At 53.6% G+C, this 15972-nt stretch carries 26 protein-coding genes and 1 tRNA gene; 5 read left to right on the forward strand and 22 right to left on the reverse strand.

Annotated features, from left to right (window positions below):
- Positions 1-9: 9 nt before the first annotated feature.
- Genes ACQG11_RS15350 through sfmF form a run of 3 tightly spaced genes read left to right on the forward strand, consistent with a single transcriptional unit; the run spans position 10 to position 4099 of the window.
- A complete protein-coding gene (locus ACQG11_RS15350; RefSeq protein WP_048965831.1) occupies positions 10-2568 on the forward strand; it encodes a fimbrial biogenesis usher protein in 2559 nt (852 codons plus the stop codon).
- A complete protein-coding gene (gene fimH / locus ACQG11_RS15355; protein WP_022647309.1) occupies positions 2561-3568 on the forward strand; it encodes a type 1 fimbria D-mannose specific adhesin FimH in 1008 nt (335 codons plus the stop codon). The genes ACQG11_RS15350 and fimH overlap by 8 nt, the downstream gene beginning before the upstream one ends.
- Positions 3569-3577: 9 nt before the next feature.
- Entirely contained in the window at positions 3578-4099 is a 522-nt protein-coding gene (sfmF, locus tag ACQG11_RS15360; RefSeq protein ID WP_022647310.1) for a fimbria assembly protein, read from the forward strand.
- Between the two features lie 50 nt (positions 4100-4149).
- On the opposite strand, the gene fimZ is transcribed toward sfmF, so the two are convergent.
- From fimZ to ACQG11_RS15375, 3 genes are all read right to left on the reverse strand, one after another.
- Positions 4150-4782, reverse strand: coding sequence for a fimbria biosynthesis transcriptional regulator FimZ (gene fimZ / locus ACQG11_RS15365; protein WP_022647311.1), 633 nt, complete (start codon positions 4780-4782; stop codon positions 4150-4152).
- A gap of 806 nt (positions 4783-5588) precedes the next feature.
- Positions 5589-6305 carry a response regulator transcription factor gene (locus tag ACQG11_RS15370; RefSeq protein WP_022647312.1) on the reverse strand — a complete coding sequence of 239 codons (717 nt, stop codon included), beginning with the start codon at positions 6303-6305 and terminating at the stop codon, positions 5589-5591.
- A gap of 24 nt (positions 6306-6329) precedes the next feature.
- Positions 6330-6992 (reverse strand): EAL domain-containing protein, encoded by a 663-nt coding sequence (locus ACQG11_RS15375; protein WP_032670951.1) that lies wholly within the window; start codon positions 6990-6992, stop codon positions 6330-6332.
- Positions 6993-7295: 303 nt separating this feature from the next.
- Between ACQG11_RS15375 and ACQG11_RS15380 the strand changes: the two genes are divergently transcribed.
- A tRNA-Arg gene (locus ACQG11_RS15380) sits at positions 7296-7372 on the forward strand.
- Positions 7373-7387: 15 nt separating this feature from the next.
- On the opposite strand, the gene ACQG11_RS15385 is transcribed toward ACQG11_RS15380, so the two are convergent.
- The 15 genes from ACQG11_RS15385 to gamL all read right to left on the reverse strand — a co-directional run bounded on the left by ACQG11_RS15385 (position 7388) and on the right by gamL (position 14175).
- Positions 7388-8545: a tyrosine-type recombinase/integrase gene (locus ACQG11_RS15385; RefSeq protein ID WP_234783191.1), complete on the reverse strand. Its 1158-nt coding sequence runs from the start codon at positions 8543-8545 to the stop codon at positions 7388-7390.
- Positions 8428-8850, reverse strand: a complete 423-nt coding sequence (locus ACQG11_RS15390; protein WP_426728521.1) for a helix-turn-helix domain-containing protein — start codon at positions 8848-8850, stop codon at positions 8428-8430. Before ACQG11_RS15390 ends, ACQG11_RS15385 begins: the two co-directional genes overlap by 118 nt.
- An 18-nt stretch (positions 8851-8868) precedes the next feature.
- Complete coding sequence (locus ACQG11_RS15395) at positions 8869-9486, reverse strand: Eac protein (protein WP_103142882.1); 618 nt, start codon at positions 9484-9486, stop codon at positions 8869-8871.
- A 9-nt stretch (positions 9487-9495) separates the two neighbouring features.
- Positions 9496-9735 (reverse strand): DUF4222 domain-containing protein, encoded by a 240-nt coding sequence (locus tag ACQG11_RS15400; protein WP_045338795.1) that lies wholly within the window; start codon positions 9733-9735, stop codon positions 9496-9498.
- A complete protein-coding gene (locus ACQG11_RS15405) occupies positions 9698-9952 on the reverse strand; it encodes a hypothetical protein (protein WP_426728522.1) in 255 nt (84 codons plus the stop codon). Before ACQG11_RS15405 ends, ACQG11_RS15400 begins: the two co-directional genes overlap by 38 nt.
- Positions 9953-10059: 107 nt before the next feature.
- Positions 10060-10254, reverse strand: coding sequence for a hypothetical protein (locus tag ACQG11_RS15410; RefSeq protein ID WP_016042163.1), 195 nt, complete (start codon positions 10252-10254; stop codon positions 10060-10062).
- 91 nt (positions 10255-10345) lie between these two features.
- Positions 10346-10537 carry a DUF1382 family protein gene (locus ACQG11_RS15415; protein WP_221696721.1) on the reverse strand — a complete coding sequence of 64 codons (192 nt, stop codon included), beginning with the start codon at positions 10535-10537 and terminating at the stop codon, positions 10346-10348.
- Positions 10534-10830, reverse strand: coding sequence for a DUF4406 domain-containing protein (locus tag ACQG11_RS15420; RefSeq protein ID WP_042889503.1), 297 nt, complete (start codon positions 10828-10830; stop codon positions 10534-10536). The genes ACQG11_RS15415 and ACQG11_RS15420 overlap by 4 nt, the downstream gene beginning before the upstream one ends.
- Entirely contained in the window at positions 10827-11045 is a 219-nt protein-coding gene (locus ACQG11_RS15425; RefSeq protein WP_332964038.1) for a hypothetical protein, read from the reverse strand. Before ACQG11_RS15425 ends, ACQG11_RS15420 begins: the two co-directional genes overlap by 4 nt.
- On the reverse strand, positions 11042-11701 hold the full coding sequence (locus ACQG11_RS15430; protein ID WP_180252285.1) for an MT-A70 family methyltransferase: 660 nt from the start codon (positions 11699-11701) through the stop codon (positions 11042-11044). The genes ACQG11_RS15425 and ACQG11_RS15430 overlap by 4 nt, the downstream gene beginning before the upstream one ends.
- On the reverse strand, positions 11698-11865 hold the full coding sequence (locus ACQG11_RS15435) for a hypothetical protein (RefSeq protein ID WP_163382735.1): 168 nt from the start codon (positions 11863-11865) through the stop codon (positions 11698-11700). Before ACQG11_RS15435 ends, ACQG11_RS15430 begins: the two co-directional genes overlap by 4 nt.
- A complete protein-coding gene (locus tag ACQG11_RS15440; protein ID WP_148744802.1) occupies positions 11862-12290 on the reverse strand; it encodes a regulator in 429 nt (142 codons plus the stop codon). Before ACQG11_RS15440 ends, ACQG11_RS15435 begins: the two co-directional genes overlap by 4 nt.
- A complete protein-coding gene (locus ACQG11_RS15445; protein ID WP_426728523.1) occupies positions 12287-12967 on the reverse strand; it encodes a lambda exonuclease family protein in 681 nt (226 codons plus the stop codon). The genes ACQG11_RS15440 and ACQG11_RS15445 overlap by 4 nt, the downstream gene beginning before the upstream one ends.
- Positions 12964-13881, reverse strand: a complete 918-nt coding sequence (locus ACQG11_RS15450; protein ID WP_063845056.1) for a recombinase RecT — start codon at positions 13879-13881, stop codon at positions 12964-12966. Before ACQG11_RS15450 ends, ACQG11_RS15445 begins: the two co-directional genes overlap by 4 nt.
- A gap of 9 nt (positions 13882-13890) precedes the next feature.
- Complete coding sequence (gene gamL / locus ACQG11_RS15455) at positions 13891-14175, reverse strand: host nuclease inhibitor GamL (protein ID WP_426728524.1); 285 nt, start codon at positions 14173-14175, stop codon at positions 13891-13893.
- 123 nt (positions 14176-14298) lie between these two features.
- Between gamL and ACQG11_RS15460 the strand changes: the two genes are divergently transcribed.
- Positions 14299-14496, forward strand: a complete 198-nt coding sequence (locus ACQG11_RS15460; RefSeq protein WP_063216523.1) for a hypothetical protein — start codon at positions 14299-14301, stop codon at positions 14494-14496.
- Here ACQG11_RS15460 and ACQG11_RS15465 read toward each other — a convergent pair whose 3' ends face one another.
- The 4 genes from ACQG11_RS15465 to ACQG11_RS15480 form a co-directional block, all read right to left on the reverse strand.
- Positions 14497-14652, reverse strand: a complete 156-nt coding sequence (locus ACQG11_RS15465) for a host cell division inhibitory peptide Kil (protein ID WP_063216521.1) — start codon at positions 14650-14652, stop codon at positions 14497-14499.
- Positions 14649-14807, reverse strand: a complete 159-nt coding sequence (locus ACQG11_RS15470; RefSeq protein ID WP_042889509.1) for a hypothetical protein — start codon at positions 14805-14807, stop codon at positions 14649-14651. The genes ACQG11_RS15465 and ACQG11_RS15470 overlap by 4 nt, the downstream gene beginning before the upstream one ends.
- A complete protein-coding gene (locus ACQG11_RS15475) occupies positions 14804-15034 on the reverse strand; it encodes a hypothetical protein (protein ID WP_042889510.1) in 231 nt (76 codons plus the stop codon). The genes ACQG11_RS15470 and ACQG11_RS15475 overlap by 4 nt, the downstream gene beginning before the upstream one ends.
- Positions 15035-15178: 144 nt before the next feature.
- On the reverse strand, positions 15179-15409 hold the full coding sequence (locus ACQG11_RS15480; protein ID WP_023330696.1) for a hypothetical protein: 231 nt from the start codon (positions 15407-15409) through the stop codon (positions 15179-15181).
- Positions 15410-15972: the final 563 nt, after the last annotated feature.

Genomic DNA, 15972 nt, shown 5'->3' on the forward strand with positions numbered 1-15972 from the left:
GACAGGGCGATGAACACTCAATGGCGTTACTGCCCGGTTGCGCTGGCACTGATGGCAACGCTCTGGCCACACGCTGGCTGGGGTGAAAGCTACTTTAACCCGGCGTTTCTCTCCGATGACGCGGCGAACGTGGCGGATTTGTCGCGTTTTGAGAAAGGCCACCAGCAGGCACCGGGCGTCTATCGCGTCGATATCTGGCGTAACGATGAGTTTATCGGCACCCAGGACGTGCGGTTTGAGCAAGCCGACAACACGCCGCCGGTCGCGGGCGGTTTGTCGCCGTGCATTACGCGCGCGATGCTCGATCGCTTTGGCGTCAATATCGCCGCCTTCCCGGAACTGAGCAACGTGCAGGGCGAGACCTGCGTTCCGCTCACCACGGCTATTCCGGGCAGCGAAACGGCGTTCAACTTCGCCTCGTTGCGCCTTAACGTCAGTCTGCCTCAGGTGGCGATGCAAAACAGCGCCCGCGGGTATATTCCGCCTGAACAGTGGGATGAAGGCATCCCCGCCGCGCTGCTGAACTACAGCTTCACCGGCAACCGGGGCAGCGACGACGACAGCTACTATCTGAACCTGCAAAGCGGGTTGAACTATGGCGCCTGGCGATTACGCAATAACGGCGCGTGGCGTTATACCGAAAGCAACGGCCAGCGGCACAGCAGCTGGCAAAATATTGGCACCTGGGCGCAGCGTACGGTCATTCCGCTAAAAAGCGAGCTGGTGCTCGGCGACAGCAACACCGGTAACGATGTCTTCGACAGCGTCGGTTTTCGCGGTGGTCGGCTCTATTCGTCCGACAGCATGTATCCGGACAGCCTGCAAGGCTACGCGCCTACCGTACGCGGAATCGCCCGCACCCCTGCCAAAGTGGTGATCCGCCAGAACGGATACGTGATTTACCAGAGCTATGTGCAGCCGGGGGCTTTTGCGATAACTGACCTTAACCCGACCTCCTCAAGCGGTGACCTGGAGGTGACGGTGGAAGAGAAGGACGGCAGCCAGCAGCGCTACACCGTCCCGTATTCCACCGTTCCGTTGCTTCAGCGTGAAGGACGCTGGAAATACGATCTGGTGGCAGGGGACTATCGCAGCGGCAACAGCGAGCAGGACACGCCGTTCTTTACTCAGGGTACGATGATTGCGGGTCTTGCCGACGGCTACACGCTGTACGGCGGAACGCAGCTGGCCTCGCGCTATACCGCCATCGCCATTGGCGCGGGTAAAAACCTCGGTGACTGGGGGGCGGTGTCACTTGACCTCACCCATGCCCGCAGCCAGCTTGCCGATGACAGCCGCCATGAAGGGCAGTCCCTGCGGTTCCTGTACGCAAAATCCCTTAACGGATTCGGCACCAACTTCCAGCTGCTGGGCTATCGCTACTCGACCAAAGGCTTCTACACCCTCGACGATGTGGCCTGGCGCACAATGGAAGGCTACCAGTATGGCGACGATCAGGACGATGACGGCGTGCCGGACGTGCAGAGCTATCACAACCTGACGCTGAATAAAAAAGGACGTTTCCAGCTCAATATCTCCCAGTCTCTTGGCGATTACGGCTCGGTGTACGTCTCTGGCAGCCAGCAGAGTTACTGGGGTACCAGCGAGTCCAACGTCTGGTATCAGCTCGGCTACGCCGGCGGGGTGAACGGGATCAGCTACGCCTTATCCTGGTCATGGAACAAGGCCGTCGGCATTGAAGGAACTGACCGGATCGCCTCGTTTAACGTCTCCGTCCCGTTCAGCCTGTTCACCCGTCACGGCTACCGTCGCGATAACGCGATCGACCGGGCCTATGCCACGGCCTCAGCCAGCCGCAACAGCGACGGTGATACCAGCTGGCAGACCGGGATCAGCGGAACGCTGCTCCAGGATCGTAACCTGAACTACAGCGTCACGCAGGGTCACACCAGCAATAACGGTGCCAGCGGCAGCGCCAGCGCCAACTGGCAGGCAACGTACGGTACGCTGGGTGTGGGCTACAACTACACGCGGGATCAGCACGACCTCAACTGGCAGCTCTCCGGCGGCGTGGTAGGGCATTCAGACGGCATCACATTCAGTCAGCCGCTGGGCGATACCAACGTCTTGATCAAAGCGCCGGGCGCGTCAGGCGTGAGCGTCGAAAACCAGACCGGCGTCAAAACAGACTGGCGTGGCTATGCGGTGATGCCGTACGCCACGGTGTACCGTTACAACCGCGTGGCGCTCGACACTAACACCATGAGCAACAACACCGACATTGAAAATAACGTTTCCAGCGTCGTGCCGACGAACGGTGCGCTGGTGCGCGCCAGTTTTGACACCCGCATCGGCGTGCGTGCGTTGCTCACCGTGAAGCGTGATAACCAGCCTGTGCCGTTTGGGGCGGTGGTGCGTGAGACGCAGAGCGGCGTAACCAGCATGGTGGGAGATGACGGTCAGATTTACCTGAGCGGGCTGCCGCTGAGCGGGGAACTGCTGATTCAGTGGGGAGACGGGAAGCAGTCCCAGTGTCGTGCGCCCTACAGCCTGCCAGAACAGAGCCTGCAACAGGCGATCACACTTAAGGGGATCCGCTGTGAATAAAATCCATTATCTGGGGCTATCCCTTCTGGCATTTTTGCCGCTATCTGAGGCGTTCGCCACCGTCTGCGTCAATGAAAATGGCGTGCCGACGGAGGTGTATTACGACCTGACGGATAAATTCAACAGCTCCAATAACCAGGTGGGGCAGATTGTTACACTCAGCGAGAAGTCCCAGTGGGTGGGCGTCAACGCCGTCTGCCCTAAGGGAACGTCCGGGAACACCACCAAGCGTAGCTATGTGACCGAATTCCCGGTCACAGGCACCAGCGATGGCTACCAGTATCTGAAGCTAAACGACTATCTGGACGGGGCGATGAAAATCACCGACAGCTACGCTGGCACGTTCTATCCACCCAGAAAGTACATTCAGATGGGGAGCCATCCGAACGTGTCTAAAAACAAACCGTTTGGAGTACAGGATTCCAGCCTCGTCTTTCGGCTTAAGGTGACCCGACGCTTTATCAATATGGTGGTGATCCCCCGGGCAATCATGTTCCGGGTTTACGTCACCACGACCTCCACGGATCCGCTCACCACGCCGGTTTATACCATCAGTTACAGCGGGACCATTCAGGTGCCTCAGAGCTGTGAGATTAATGCCGGAAATGTGGTGGAGTTCGATTTCGGAGACATCGGCGCCTCTCTGTTCAGTAAAGCGGGCATCGGAAATAAGCCGGAAGGGATCTCAGCGCAAAGCAAAACCATCGGCATAAAATGCACCAACGTCGAGGCGAACGCCATGCTCACAATGCGTGTTGAAGCGGAGAAGGTTTCAGGCAGTACGCTGGTCTCTGATAACGCGGATGTGGGTTTTGTGATTGCCAACAGTAATGGTGTGCCGCTGACGCCGAACAACCTGACCAGCAAAATCCCGTTCCGTCTGGACGATAGCGCACAGGCACAGGTGGGGATCCGTGCGTGGCCCGTCAGCGTGACCGGTAAAAAACCTGCCGAGGGGCGTTTTACCTCTCGCGGCTATTTACGCGTCGACTATGACTAAGGAGCAGGTATGCGAAACGGAATGCGGTATATAGCCGTCGCGCTCTTTGCGCTTTGCTCCCCTGCGCACGCAGAGACAGCGCTTGGGGAAATTAACATTCAGCTCTATGGCAATATCGTGGATTTTACCTGCGTGGCGGAGGGGGACGACAGCAATAAAACCGTCACGCTCGGCACCTGGCCCACGAAACAGCTCCGCACAACGGGAAGCCGGACGCAGCCTGTACCGTTCACCCTGAAGCTGACCGGATGCCCGCCGGGGGCGGCTTCGATCACATTTACGGGGAAGATGGACGGGCATGATAACAGCCTGCTGGCGCTGAATGATGCCAGCGCGGCCAGTAACGTGGCCGTGGAGATCCTCGACCGGGATAAAACGCGCCTCGCGTTGCAGCAGGCCAGCCAGACGGTGTCGGTGGATGCGCAGGGAAATGCCGAACTGTCGTTTTATGCCAATTATATCGCCACGGCGGATAACCCGCAGCCGGGCCGGGCTGATGCCGATGCAACTTTCATGATTAATTATAATTAATCGTATCCCCTCTCCCTGTAACGGTTATATGTTGCAGGGAGAGGGAAGGATTACAGTAATTCGTGCGCTTTCGCGTAATCAATTAATTCAACGATACTTTGTACGCCCAGCTTGGAAAAGATATTAGACTTATGAGCGCTAATTGTTTTGTTGCTAAGTAATAATTGATCCGCAATCTCCTTATTAGATAATCCGTTCGCCAGATATCGCAGAACCGTCACTTCACGATTCGATAATGGCATATCCACAGCGGCGCCTGTCCGGGAGCCTATATGGTTTATAAAACTCAATGTTTCTGACGGGAAAAAAGAATAGCCCGTCAGTATCATTTCCACCGCGTTATAAATTTCCCCCAGATCTTTCCGCTTACTGACAAAACCATTTGCCCCGGCGCGGATGGCGCGCCCTGCGTAGAAGGCTTCAGATTTCGAAGAGAGGAAGAGAATCTTAATATCTTTATTTAAGTTTCTGATTCTTTTCAATAATACGAAGCCGTCCGTGCCTGTCATTTCGATATCGAGAATGACCAGGTCGATGGGGTGGTTGCGTATACAGTCAAGCACTTCGTGGCTGTCGCCTGACTTCAGTTTGACCTGGATGTTTTTATTTTTCTGTAGCAGGACTTCTATCGACATTCTGACGATAGGGTGTTCGTCCATAATGATAACGGATGCCGGTTTCATTTTTTATGCCTCAGATTGTTAAAAGCGTTATGCTGAGTTTTGTTAAAACTCTCTAAAAGCCGGAAGGATAATTACGCAGATCCTTGTACGGTAGATCCCTGGGAAGAGCGAAAGCATCCTTGTTTACGTAGTGGTGATATCAATGCCTGAGCGCAGTTATCTCATAAGGCTGTTATGGCAAAATGATTTTTCTTATTCGCGTGTCAAACACGTCTTATTATACCGTTTAAGTATTGTCCGAAAAGCCTGTAAATTAATGTCCATATATTGATGATTATTATCTTCTGTATCTGAATCGCTAACTTTTTAAAATTAGCAAAAATGTCCTGATATTGCATTTACCACACAGTTTCATCTTTATGTAATAACAAAAAATAAACGATCTTACTGTATGTTGATCAAATGTTAACAATACGCAGGTCGTGACAAAGTGTTTTCCGCCTGTCCGCTACCTCTGATGTCCGCTCTTTAGCGCGTCATCGCCTCATTTCTAACGCCTCAGGCCAGGAGGATGATCCCTTCGTCAAAACAGCACTATCTGCTGTTTTCTTCACCTCTCATCGCTTTTATTCACAGATAAATCGCTTGTTTTTACACCATTATCATCCTGTTAACGGAAGCGTCAGAAACTTAACGCATGGATAAAATGACTCTCGTTTAGCGTACAGGCAGCATTTCGCATGGTTTAAGATGAAGAATTAGGAATAGTTATAAAATCGAAAGTTTTGTTAAAAAACACAAAAAATTAACATATGTCCTAAGTATTTTCTTAAAGGTCTTTAGGAATTAAGGGGTTACTGAATACGTTAATACGTGAAATCTGAAAGGTTGTTGAGAAGATGTAGCAACTCATGACGATGATTCAGCCCAAGTTTCGCCAGGATGCAGCTGAGACGGTAAATAATGCGGCTATAGGGGCGGTTCTGTAACTGAGCAATCTGTCGCAGGGTGCTACCCTGCGACAGCGCCTGCAGGATCGGCCATTCATCACGTGAAAACCACTCTTTCCGGTGGCCGGCGGGTGACGGCGCTTCCAGCAAGGTTTGTTGCAAAGCCCGCGGCGTAAGTTGCCGTTCAAGCACATGAAAAGGGCCAGCCGCTTTGCAAAACAGGCGTGTATCGTAATCATCGGCGCGAATGAGCAGGTAGGGTGTCAGGTAGGGGGCGAACAGGCTGTGGCGTCGTAATCGGTCCAGCAGGTCAATAAGCGGCGAGGCGCGGCTTTCTACATCTACCACCAGACGTGATGAAGGCCACTGATTCAGATCGCTGAGGGCGGCTTCCAGGGTGGAATAGTCACAGCAATTGCTCAGGGGAGAGTGCCCGCTCAGAAAACCGGAACGGAAAAAGTTATCCTGTGTGACCAGGACGATAAAGGGAGCATCGGTTTTGCGGGTCTGGTTGATTGACTGGCTCAAATATTCGAGACGATCAAAAAATGGGAGAGCAAAAGGCGAGTGCGTTGAACCCGGTGAATCACTTCCTGTCCGACGACGCCGGTAACGGCGTACTGTCATTCGCATAGCTTCCCTCTTGGCGATGACCGTTCAGTCCTCCTGCCATCTCCAGGATGGCCAATAATATCCCTGACCGAAGCGCGCGCCAGCCTGAAGCGCAAACTTACGGTCCGTTTCTGTTTCAATGCCTTCTATGAGTACATTTTCAGCAATTTTTGAACAAAGCGTGACCAGGTTTGCCAGCGCTGGCGTTGCACGTAAACGCCAGAAAGCGATCTTATCGATTTTTATTCCGCTTAACGGCATGCGGCAGGACAAAAACGCGCGCCCTGACGCTTCATCAATGTCATCCAACCAGATCCGATGTCCTTGCGCCGTCAACTGCTGAAGCGCACAACTCACCCTCAGACGTGCCGGGTCTGAGAGAGAAAAGAAGGAAGCAGGCTCCACGAGTTCAATGTTCAGCGGTGGGCTGTTAAGTTGCAGTAAACGCTGGAACATTTCCGGTATGGTCAGAACGGTTATCGGCAAATTTATGAAAAGGTTGTCGCAGGGAAAGGGTTTTTTTAACGCAGCGATCTGTGCTTCCAGCAGCATAAGCGCCCGAGCAGCGGACCAGTCGTGAAAAAAGCCTTCGCTTTGCTGATGCGGTGACAGCACGCTGAGCACTTCAGCCCCTACCGTGCGCGAAGAGGAGAGGGCGACAATGGGTTCAAGCTTGATGCCTGTAATGTCGTGTGAGATGTGCTGCACGCACGAGGGGAAACCTGTCTGGTCTGGCGCTGTCACTCCGTCGTCCTGTTCATTTCCAGCCTCCAGGCGGCCGGGATACCGCAGGACAGTGTGAAGGGGAAGTAAACAGGAAAACAGCAGGCGTTACTTAAAAGCGGCTAAGCCTTTTCGCAGCCCGTAAAAGAGGGATAAATGTTGAAAAAACAGCCGTATTTACAATCAGCTAGTCATTAACGGCAGAGAAGGTGGAAAAGGCATTGACTCACTACGCATTGACCGTATAATTCCAGGCGTTTCACCACCGCGAAGTACACTCTTCTCCGTGCGCCCTTAGCTCAGTTGGATAGAGCAACGGCCTTCTAAGCCGTAGGTCGTAGGTTCGAATCCTACAGGGCGTGCCATTTAAAAACAGGCGCTTACGCCAGTTTCAAGCCAGCCTGATTTTCTCCTTGTGTCGTATTTGTGTCATGGTTGCCAAAAATGGCATCAATTTTCCGTGCATGTTCGCTTAAGTGGTTCGGTGCCAGGTGAGCGTATCGACGCACCATTTCGATGGACTCCCAGCCGCCCATTTCTTGCAGAACAGACAACGGAACGCCGGACTGAATTAACCAGCTCGCCCAGGTATGCCGGAGGTCGTGAAAACGGAAGTCCTCTATACCAGCTCTTTCCAGTCCAATGCGCCAGGCGACATTGTCATCCACTCGCATTTTTCGGACAGCCGGAGTGACGGTTTTATCCGGGCGCGTTGATGGCTTCGTGTGAACGAATACCCACCTGGAACTTTTCCCGATCTGATCCCTTAACACCCTGCATGCGGTATCATTCAGAGCCACGCCGATAGCCTTGCCCGCCTTCGCGTTCTCCGGATTTACCCATGCAACCTTTCTCTGCATATCGACCTGCTGCCACTCCAGATCAATGATGTTGGAGCGGCGCAGGCCGGTTGCCAGTGCAAATATCACCACCGGCTTTATCGACTCCGGCATGCAGGCAATTAACCGTTCTGCCTCGTCCCTGGTCAGCCATCGGATGCGTTTGCTGATCGGCTTTTTGGTTTTTATAACCGGGGCCGTTTTAATCCAGCCCCAGTCATTAGCCGCAGCCTTGAACAGAGATCGCATGAAAGAAAGGTGCTGACTCTTTGTAGCCTGGCTTACCGGTTTCTCAACATAAGGAGGCGGTTCCTTCCCCCGGCGTATAGCCGCGTCCCTGCGCGACTCCCAGACCTGAATATGCTTACGGTTGACCATCTTCGAAACAGCTTCATGAACCTGTTCAGCCGTGATGGTTGAAATATCCCGGCCGGAGAAATGCCGCAGGAAGTATTCGATTTTGGTCTTATCGTCATCAAGTGACCGCTTATGCTCCTTCTCGCGGATCCACCTGATGCAACATTCCTCGAATGTCCTCGTCGGAAGCTCCCCAATTTTATCCACCCGCCACGCTTCAGCCTTCAGCTTGTCGTGCAGCTCCTGCGCTTGTTTCTTGTCCCCCGTACCAAGAGATCGTCTAATTCTTTTCCCTGACGGCGTAACGAAATGACAGTGCCAGACGCCGCCTCTGAGGGTGATTGACATAAAATTTCTCCTTTATGTTCACCCGCGCTCGCAGGAACAGGATCGCGCGGGTCATGTAAATACGCAATACAGGCAACGTCGGTCGTGCGGTATTTGTTCCCGATCTTCTTCCCGGCCAGCTGCCCAGAATCGATAAGACGGTAAACAGTTCTCGGTGAGGTGATTAGTAGCTCGGCCGCCTGTCTGGCTGTCAGTGTTTTTGCCTCAACCATGCATTTCATCCAGGCAAAAAGAACCCGGCGCGGGGCCGGGCAAAAGGGATAACGTGGCAGTGCTTTCGCACCCAATAGCCAGCTCATAACTGGCTATCAGTTGCGTCAGTCATTCGGCTGGTTAGCGATGTCGTAAAACTGCCCGTAGGTTATTTTCTGGAAGTTTCCCGGTATCTCTACTTCGCCATGCCGCTCTTCTTTATTGTTCGGGATAGCGAATACCAGGCAGTCATCACGGCCCGGGTGCTTACCGCCATATGTAGAGAGCATCGCGAAACCGAAGCCACGTCCAGACTGGCCGCCGATGCCGGTTCGCATAATGCCGTAGTGGTTAACGATGTAGTCTTTCCACTCAGGCAGAGATTTCAGCTTTTTGTTGGCTTCCTCCATTACCGAGTCGAGCTCTTTGTTGTAAGCCCGGCCCTCTTTTGTATTCCCTTTCCCTCTCCCCAGCACCACTCGCTTACCATCAAACATCTCTTCACGCTTAATGGTCATAGGGCAGGGGAATTGATATCCCTTCTCCCATACAAAACCATTTAGCAAACCGCCTCCGCCACCCCATCCACTGGACGTTGTCCACGCAATAGCGCCGACCTTGCCGGCCGCTTCAGGGAGAATAGAGTTACGCTGCTCTCTGATATCGTCATAACCTGCAATAAGCGACTTCACTTCATCGCCTTCAACCATGTAGTAATCATAAAATTTGCTTTGGTCTGACATATTCTCTCCTCATGCCGCACGCATAGCGCGCAGGCGTTTAATGTGCTCGCTCGTCTCCAGTTCGGCGCGGATCTGCTCCGCCTCCCGGTGATCGAGCGGTTCGAAATCGTTAATAAATCTGTCGATTGACGCGGTGTTGATCCGGCCCTGTCGCCAGTAGCGGACAACTTCTGATGTGCTGCTGTGGATAATGACGGGCCAGTTATGCTGGTCAGCGAATATCTGGCCGCGCTGAATTAGCTTGAAAATTGGCTGACTCCTGCAAAAGGAGATAGACGATTGCCGCGGCGCGAAGTGGGTTCCGGTGAGTGGCGCTGATGCCCGATTCGTGGGATGCCTGCCAGACGGTCTTACCTGATGGTGTGAGGCCGATCCGGTGCTTCTTCATTGCCGGGAATAGCTCTTCGGCACGACGCAGCGGGAAATAACCAGTGTTCTGCACCGTGTTAAACCAATTCCACGACAAATTGGCGCCGGTACTTTCATGCGGGTGAATGGTGGCGCTGTATTTTGGCTAAAGGAAATAGGCCAGCCTGACGCTGATTTCCCCATCACTCAGCTTGCTGTAATCCATCACTCCTCCTCCACATACAGCGACCAACCACTGATGGCGTCAACCCATCGCTTTGTTTTGCGCCCAAGGCCATGCGTCCCCATGCGAAGTACTGCCTCTTTCCCGGCAACATCGACAACTTTGTAGAGGAAGCCCCGCGGCGACTGCCAGATCTCGCCAACTTGGAAGCGCTCACCTTTAAGTACTTTCGACATAATCAGTTCTCCCGGAACTGTCTGTTAATTCTGTTGAAGGTGAACGCCAGCAATAAAAAAGGAGCCTTAAGCTCCCGGGTGATTAGTGCCTTCATGCTGCACCGCCTTCATTCTTCTCGGCTTCGACAGCCATCTGCTCAAGCCGTCGCGATAACTCTGCGGCCAGCGTGTGGAATTCTTCCTCGGTCGCCACCGGAATCGGCACAAAGCGAATCCCGATGTGCGCCAGGTTGTTGGCGATTTCGAGGCTCTTCCTCAAATCAACGGGCGAGGCTCTGTTCATGCGGCACGCTCCTCTTCCTGGAAGATAATTTCCATTTCAAGCTTCTCGGCCAGCGCATTCTCCGCTCGGGCACCAGCGGAGTGCTCCCAGCCTTCAAGCATGTAGATAGCATCAGCACAGCGAAGCATAGACAGACAGATGTCCATGTACTCGGCCTGGGTTAATCCATCTGGTAGACGGGCGGGATTCAGAACAATATGGCCTTTCGACCAGAGATGAAAATGCGCATGGTTAAAAGCGGCGCGGTTAAAATTAGGTAGGCCGCTCATGGGCCCGGCAATATAAACTTTCACGATTCCACTCCGAAGCGGCGATTAAGCCTGCCTGTGTAAACGACGAACTCCAGGAGGCTAATTCCCAGAGCTTCAATTTTCTTGTGATGCTTGTTGATGATGGGAGGCACAGTTTCGTTCCAGTTAGGCTTTGGCTTCTTGCGCATGGCCTGCTGGATTTCTTCGGTGCAGCGGCGGCAGGCGGCGCGGACGGCGTTTTCATTCGCTGGCGTCATGCGGCCTCCGTTTTCACGACGTCGATGGCGCAGCCGGGCAGCAGTTCCACCGCGGCGGTGGCGCACTGATTTCCCCAGTGATGCCAGCCTGGCGCTGCGCTGCGACTGAATAATTCAATGCGTGGCACATCACCGTAAAGCAACTCCAGCCGGTGCCGAACTTCCCACGGCTTTTCGCTGTGCGCGCCGAGCGGGCTGTATACCACCTGCTTAATCCCTGCGTGCTTTCGTTCCAGCCCGGCGCCGCGGGTGGCAATCAACAGGTCTTCTGTATTGGCCCGGGTGTGATTGCCGCCGTTCATGCGCGTCTCGGCGTTAAGCAGATAGAGGAAGTCGTAAAAGTCGGTGACTCCACCCTCGGCCAGCGCCTTGTTGATGCGCAACTCGGCGTTCTGATTCAGCTTCACCCAGGTAAAGCCCTTCATCGTGCGAACTGTAAATCCCCAGGCCTCGGCCAGTTCGATAGCCTCCTGGTTATGCGTGCCGGTGTACCACATCGCCAGCACCGAGTTTTCGGCGGCAAGTTCCCACACTGGCAGGCGCTTGATGTCGATGAGCTTCATGGTGGAGTAGTGATCGGCGGCAGCGCCGTTGCTGATGGTGTTGCCGTAAGACCAGGGAGGATCAGCGTAGATAAGAGAGTATTTTTCGGTCATACATCCTCCCGCTCCGGATCGTTAACATCCCAGCCATTACGTTCAATATTCGTTTGCAGGCGCTTATCTCCGACCTCTTCAATGCTGCGGCCGGTAATCTCTGCGACTTCGGCGTTTGAGTATCGCCACAGCAGCGCCAGCTCTTCGAGTGACCACGCTTTCATAGCACTGACTCCATTTCGTCGATGTAGAGGCCCTGAGCAATCAGGCGGCTACGGCGGGCGGCACGCGCTATGCACTCCTGCCGTCTACCTTCCTGCGACTGCTCTATGGCGCGCCGGGTGAATAGTCGTGATTTGCCCTGCGGCGTTACAACCTTTGGCTTCGTGACCAAGTCGAAAGTCCGGTCGCAGATGCCGTCCTCGTTGAGCCATTTTTCCGACGCGACAATCTGCGCTATTTGTCCGGCGCCGCGGGTAATGCCGTTGGCCACCCGGTTAAACTCAATGAGCGTTACGCCAAACTTCTCGGCAATTTCGCTGCCGGTTACCGGGCGGCCGCGCGTCTGGATCATCCAGATAACGCGCTCACGGAGGCCGGAGAATTGCCCGGTTCTCCCGGGCCTGCGGTAAAAGGGTGTGCGTTTCATTTCCACTGCTCCCCGAACGTGAATCCGATCTCCGCCAGCGCCTCGTCCATCTTCTCAATGAACTCCGGCACCATTTCGTTGAAGTCGGACATGTATTGCGGATCCCGCTCAACGACGATGTGGTGAATTCCTTCGCGCTTCATGCGCGGGTCGTAGTTGGCAAAGAACCAGGCGTCTTTTCCGGTCACCCACATGCTGTACTGCACCTGGGCCATGTACGCAGACTTGATGGCTTCAAAACCGCCAAGGCGGAATTTCATAAAGTCTCGGGAGGTGAATGGGCATTTCAGTTCAAGGCCGAAATCGTTACTACAAAGGCCGTCAGGAGAGCACGCAGTGCGCATGCTCTCGTCACGGAACAGGATCGGAGACTCCGTGACTTTTACGTTCGTTGTGAACTCGAAGAGAGCACGGGCGTCTTCTTCATACTGCTTGCCCCAGGCCAGCGCCTTGGCGTTAACCTCTGGCGCGACGCCTGTGCATACCTCGGCAAGCAGCGTGTGGAAGTAGGACATTTTCATGTCTGTCCACTTCTTTCCCGATCTTGGCTTGGCGATGACATTGTGCACTTCAGAGGCGGTGATAACGCCGAGGCGCAGCCGGTGCCATGCCTCGTCGCCTTGCTGGATAGTAGTTACGTCGATACCGGTCCGGGCCAGGATAATTTCTGGTGTCATGCTGCCGCCTTTTGCCTGAGGAACCCGAGAGCCTTAACACCTTCCATTTCTGTTAGGTCGGCTGGCTGCGAGATAGGGCGTTTGAAAATGCGTGAACAGAGAGGGAGAAGATCGGCATCCCATGTCTTATCCAAAGAGACAAGGAGGTCGTTTATCTCTTTCTGCGTGGCTTCGCTAAGCGGCGTTATATCGCGCTCAGGCTGACGCTCTGCTGTAAAGTTGATACCTTCTTCGCCCTCGGTGTTAACGTGGTCTATGGCGGCGTCCAGGCGCTCACGGCGAGGCCAGTATTTTGCTGCCTGCTTCACGACCGTCTTGAGGATCATCTGCTCTTCATCGGTGACCCATGGACACTTCTTGCTATTGTCGGATTTGTACTTCTTCCACGCTTCTGAGCGGTCACGGATGGAGTAGATGGCATCGATGCGCATCGTATGGGTGAGGTAATCACCATCGTCAGTTTTTACCGTTACATACGCGCCTACGATGTCCCCGCGCTGCTCTTCAGTATCGAAGTCGTTGTAGATGTGGATTGGCGGCTTATCGAGCCCCTCGCGGCGGAACTGGTCGTTTCTTCGAACAATAGCCGACTGGCACCACTTAATGGCGCCAGACTGCTGCGCGATGTGCATCAGGCCCATGTAACTGATGTCTAGGCAAATAGCCCCTTTACGCGGAACCAGGTAAGCCAGCTTCTGAGCTGGGTTTAGCGAAATACCGATAGCCGCAACGTTGATGATTGCGTTCTGCGTGCTGGTCTGGTTCTGGAATGCAACTTTCGCGAGGTAGTCGTTGTTCTGAAATAGCTGGATGGCGAACTGACTTTCCTTCGCCCACACCATCCGCTCGTCAGTGGCCGCCTTAATGAAAAGCGGCTCCTGTTGTTTGACGAAATCAACAAGGGTTAAGCTCATAATCCCTCCTTAGAACGGGCAGCCGGTACGGTGTTCCCAGTCGTATTCCGCCTGGGCGTAAGCAACTGCCGAAATGAAATCGTTGTAGGCCTCGCCAGCTTTATCGCTGCGAAGTCCTTCGTATGGACTGGCGTCAATCGGTACGGAGAAGTGGAAGAGGCCGGACGGCTCTTTTGGCATCATGTCGATGATTTGCTGCGCCCGGTCGTCGATCCACTTCTCTTTCTCGTCGGTGAGCTGCTGCTCAACCCAGCGCCGGTCTTCGATACGGTCGTAAGTGAGGAATGCGTTCATGGCTGAACTCCTGAAATTTGGATGTGCAAAGCCCGGTACAAATTGGCTACCAAAGCGCGTGAATTTGATGATTTATTGCTGATTGGCTAAATTCATGACTCCACCATTAAAGAGGTTGCGATCATGGAATTTATTGCTTTCAGTGAAGGGGACGTGGTTGCTATATCAGGTGATGATGATGAATGGCTTGTGGAGCAATTCCATCCTGATTCTCCCGATACTGACGTTACTATCTATAACCTGAGGACTGGTGACTATATTGCTCAGAATTACAAGGATATGCGGCGAAGGATAGTCAGGGTAATCAGGCATGAGGAATAATTACTGCGTCGAAACCTGACGTCCGCGATACCACGGCATGCCAGCAGCTCTTTTCATCTCTTCGTTGGCTTCCATCCATTTGGCGCCATTGCGCTGCGCTTTGGCGTCACGAGCTTTCTGCTGCGCAAGCCGCAGCAACTGATGATTGATAGTCATACCTTCACCTCAACCTGTTCCAGGAGGCCAGCGATATGCATCTGCCAGCGGTTAAGCGTCAGCTTGTCACGCGGTGCCGATAACGACGTCAGCTGCCACTCGTTATCGTTGAGCTTTTTGGCGGTGTACTGCTTTCCGTTGTGGGTTACTGTCATGATGCCTCCCGGGCGCGTAGCATTGCGTCTGCCATTTCGTAGGCCTCAGTTGCAGTGCATGCATCACTTGCCATCCATTCAGGATTGGACAATTTGCCCTGCATTGCCTTTGCTGCGAAATAGTCTCGCAGCGACATACCACCATTGGTAATAACCTCTTCCACGCCTGGGGCTACCGGCTTTCTTATGTGAGGAAAAGCTGGTCCGCCATGATTTTCTTTGCTCATATTCATCTCCACGCTTAAGGCCGCGCCGCCGAACGTTAAACAAGACTTCTGCGCTAATGGGCGGTGGATGGCCGCCGGTTGTCATAAATGGGCAGACTCGAAAATCTGCCTATGTATGACTGATAAAAAACCCGCCGGAGCGGGTTAATCATTTGTTACTGTGTAACCTTCGTTTTCAAGCCAGCGAACCACATCCGATTCATCCATTGCATCAAGAAGTGATGCCGCCGTGTACTCAGAAATAATTTCTTCAGGCTTAACACATTCAACTAATTCGATACTGTCGATATCGATTTCCATATGCCTATTCCATCCGTCGCCGTATGGGTTAATAGAGTTAATTTGTTTAACTTTTAACGTCGCATCTATTGCCATCGCCTTACCCTCTGTCGTTACCCGCTGATGCGGGAGAAATGCTTTGGTGCTGGCTCCCCACAATGAAGCAGGGAAGGCCGTCGTCGCCTTGGTGAGCCATTACCTCACCAACTAGCTGATAACCGTCTGCCAGCCCAAAGCACTCACCAAAAACCCCGACATCGACGGGGTTTCCGAAAGCATTTGTGGTACCGATTATTTGTGAGCGTTGTGGCTTTGCCGTCGCATAGAAGCTCCTTTGTTGCGTGGGTTGATGAATCGAAATGCTTTGGTGATTGGATGGCCGGCGCTGATCTCCGGCATAGCGGCCCCGGCTACTGACTGCATTGCAGTGTGTGAACTAGCCTCGTGTGCCGCTGGGGCATTTCTTTCCGCGCATCAGCCTGCGCATTCATCCAATCCCAAAACATTCCCTGTATTGGTCAGCGCCAACTCCCTGCCAGTGTTGCCCGTTCTCACGCCGTTCTCGCTCTCGCGCGGGGATACTCTCTCACCGACCGGATCGCACCCGGTGATACTGCACGTTTACGTGTAGGGGTCTTAACAGGTCATTGACGCTGTAA

Source organism: Enterobacter cloacae complex sp. 372C4 (assembly GCF_050030615.1).
GTDB lineage: Bacteria > Pseudomonadota > Gammaproteobacteria > Enterobacterales > Enterobacteriaceae > Enterobacter > Enterobacter intestinihominis.

What these genes read in the sequence shown, in the direction of transcription:
- ACQG11_RS15350 (WP_048965831.1), top strand. Translation starts at nt 10, where the DNA reads ATGAACACTCAATGGCGTTACTGCCCGGTTGCGCTGGCACTGATGGCA.
- sfmF (WP_022647310.1), top strand. Translation starts at nt 3,578, where the DNA reads ATGCGAAACGGAATGCGGTATATAGCCGTCGCGCTCTTTGCGCTTTGC.
- fimZ (WP_022647311.1), bottom strand. Translation starts at nt 4,782, where the DNA reads ATGAAACCGGCATCCGTTATCATTATGGACGAACACCCTATCGTCAGA.
- ACQG11_RS15370 (WP_022647312.1), bottom strand. Translation starts at nt 6,305, where the DNA reads ATGCGAATGACAGTACGCCGTTACCGGCGTCGTCGGACAGGAAGTGAT.
- ACQG11_RS15390 (WP_426728521.1), bottom strand. Translation starts at nt 8,850, where the DNA reads ATGAGCTGGCTATTGGGTGCGAAAGCACTGCCACGTTATCCCTTTTGC.
- ACQG11_RS15395 (WP_103142882.1), bottom strand. Translation starts at nt 9,486, where the DNA reads ATGTCAGACCAAAGCAAATTTTATGATTACTACATGGTTGAAGGCGAT.
- ACQG11_RS15410 (WP_016042163.1), bottom strand. Translation starts at nt 10,254, where the DNA reads ATGTCGAAAGTACTTAAAGGTGAGCGCTTCCAAGTTGGCGAGATCTGG.
- ACQG11_RS15415 (WP_221696721.1), bottom strand. Translation starts at nt 10,537, where the DNA reads ATGAACAGAGCCTCGCCCGTTGATTTGAGGAAGAGCCTCGAAATCGCC.
- ACQG11_RS15425 (WP_332964038.1), bottom strand. Translation starts at nt 11,045, where the DNA reads ATGACGCCAGCGAATGAAAACGCCGTCCGCGCCGCCTGCCGCCGCTGC.
- ACQG11_RS15430 (WP_180252285.1), bottom strand. Translation starts at nt 11,701, where the DNA reads ATGACCGAAAAATACTCTCTTATCTACGCTGATCCTCCCTGGTCTTAC.
- ACQG11_RS15435 (WP_163382735.1), bottom strand. Translation starts at nt 11,865, where the DNA reads ATGAAAGCGTGGTCACTCGAAGAGCTGGCGCTGCTGTGGCGATACTCA.
- ACQG11_RS15440 (WP_148744802.1), bottom strand. Translation starts at nt 12,290, where the DNA reads ATGAAACGCACACCCTTTTACCGCAGGCCCGGGAGAACCGGGCAATTC.
- ACQG11_RS15445 (WP_426728523.1), bottom strand. Translation starts at nt 12,967, where the DNA reads ATGACACCAGAAATTATCCTGGCCCGGACCGGTATCGACGTAACTACT.
- ACQG11_RS15450 (WP_063845056.1), bottom strand. Translation starts at nt 13,881, where the DNA reads ATGAGCTTAACCCTTGTTGATTTCGTCAAACAACAGGAGCCGCTTTTC.
- gamL (WP_426728524.1), bottom strand. Translation starts at nt 14,175, where the DNA reads ATGAACGCATTCCTCACTTACGACCGTATCGAAGACCGGCGCTGGGTT.
- ACQG11_RS15460 (WP_063216523.1), top strand. Translation starts at nt 14,299, where the DNA reads ATGGAATTTATTGCTTTCAGTGAAGGGGACGTGGTTGCTATATCAGGT.
- ACQG11_RS15465 (WP_063216521.1), bottom strand. Translation starts at nt 14,652, where the DNA reads ATGACTATCAATCATCAGTTGCTGCGGCTTGCGCAGCAGAAAGCTCGT.
- ACQG11_RS15470 (WP_042889509.1), bottom strand. Translation starts at nt 14,807, where the DNA reads ATGACAGTAACCCACAACGGAAAGCAGTACACCGCCAAAAAGCTCAAC.
- ACQG11_RS15475 (WP_042889510.1), bottom strand. Translation starts at nt 15,034, where the DNA reads ATGAGCAAAGAAAATCATGGCGGACCAGCTTTTCCTCACATAAGAAAG.
- ACQG11_RS15480 (WP_023330696.1), bottom strand. Translation starts at nt 15,409, where the DNA reads ATGGCAATAGATGCGACGTTAAAAGTTAAACAAATTAACTCTATTAAC.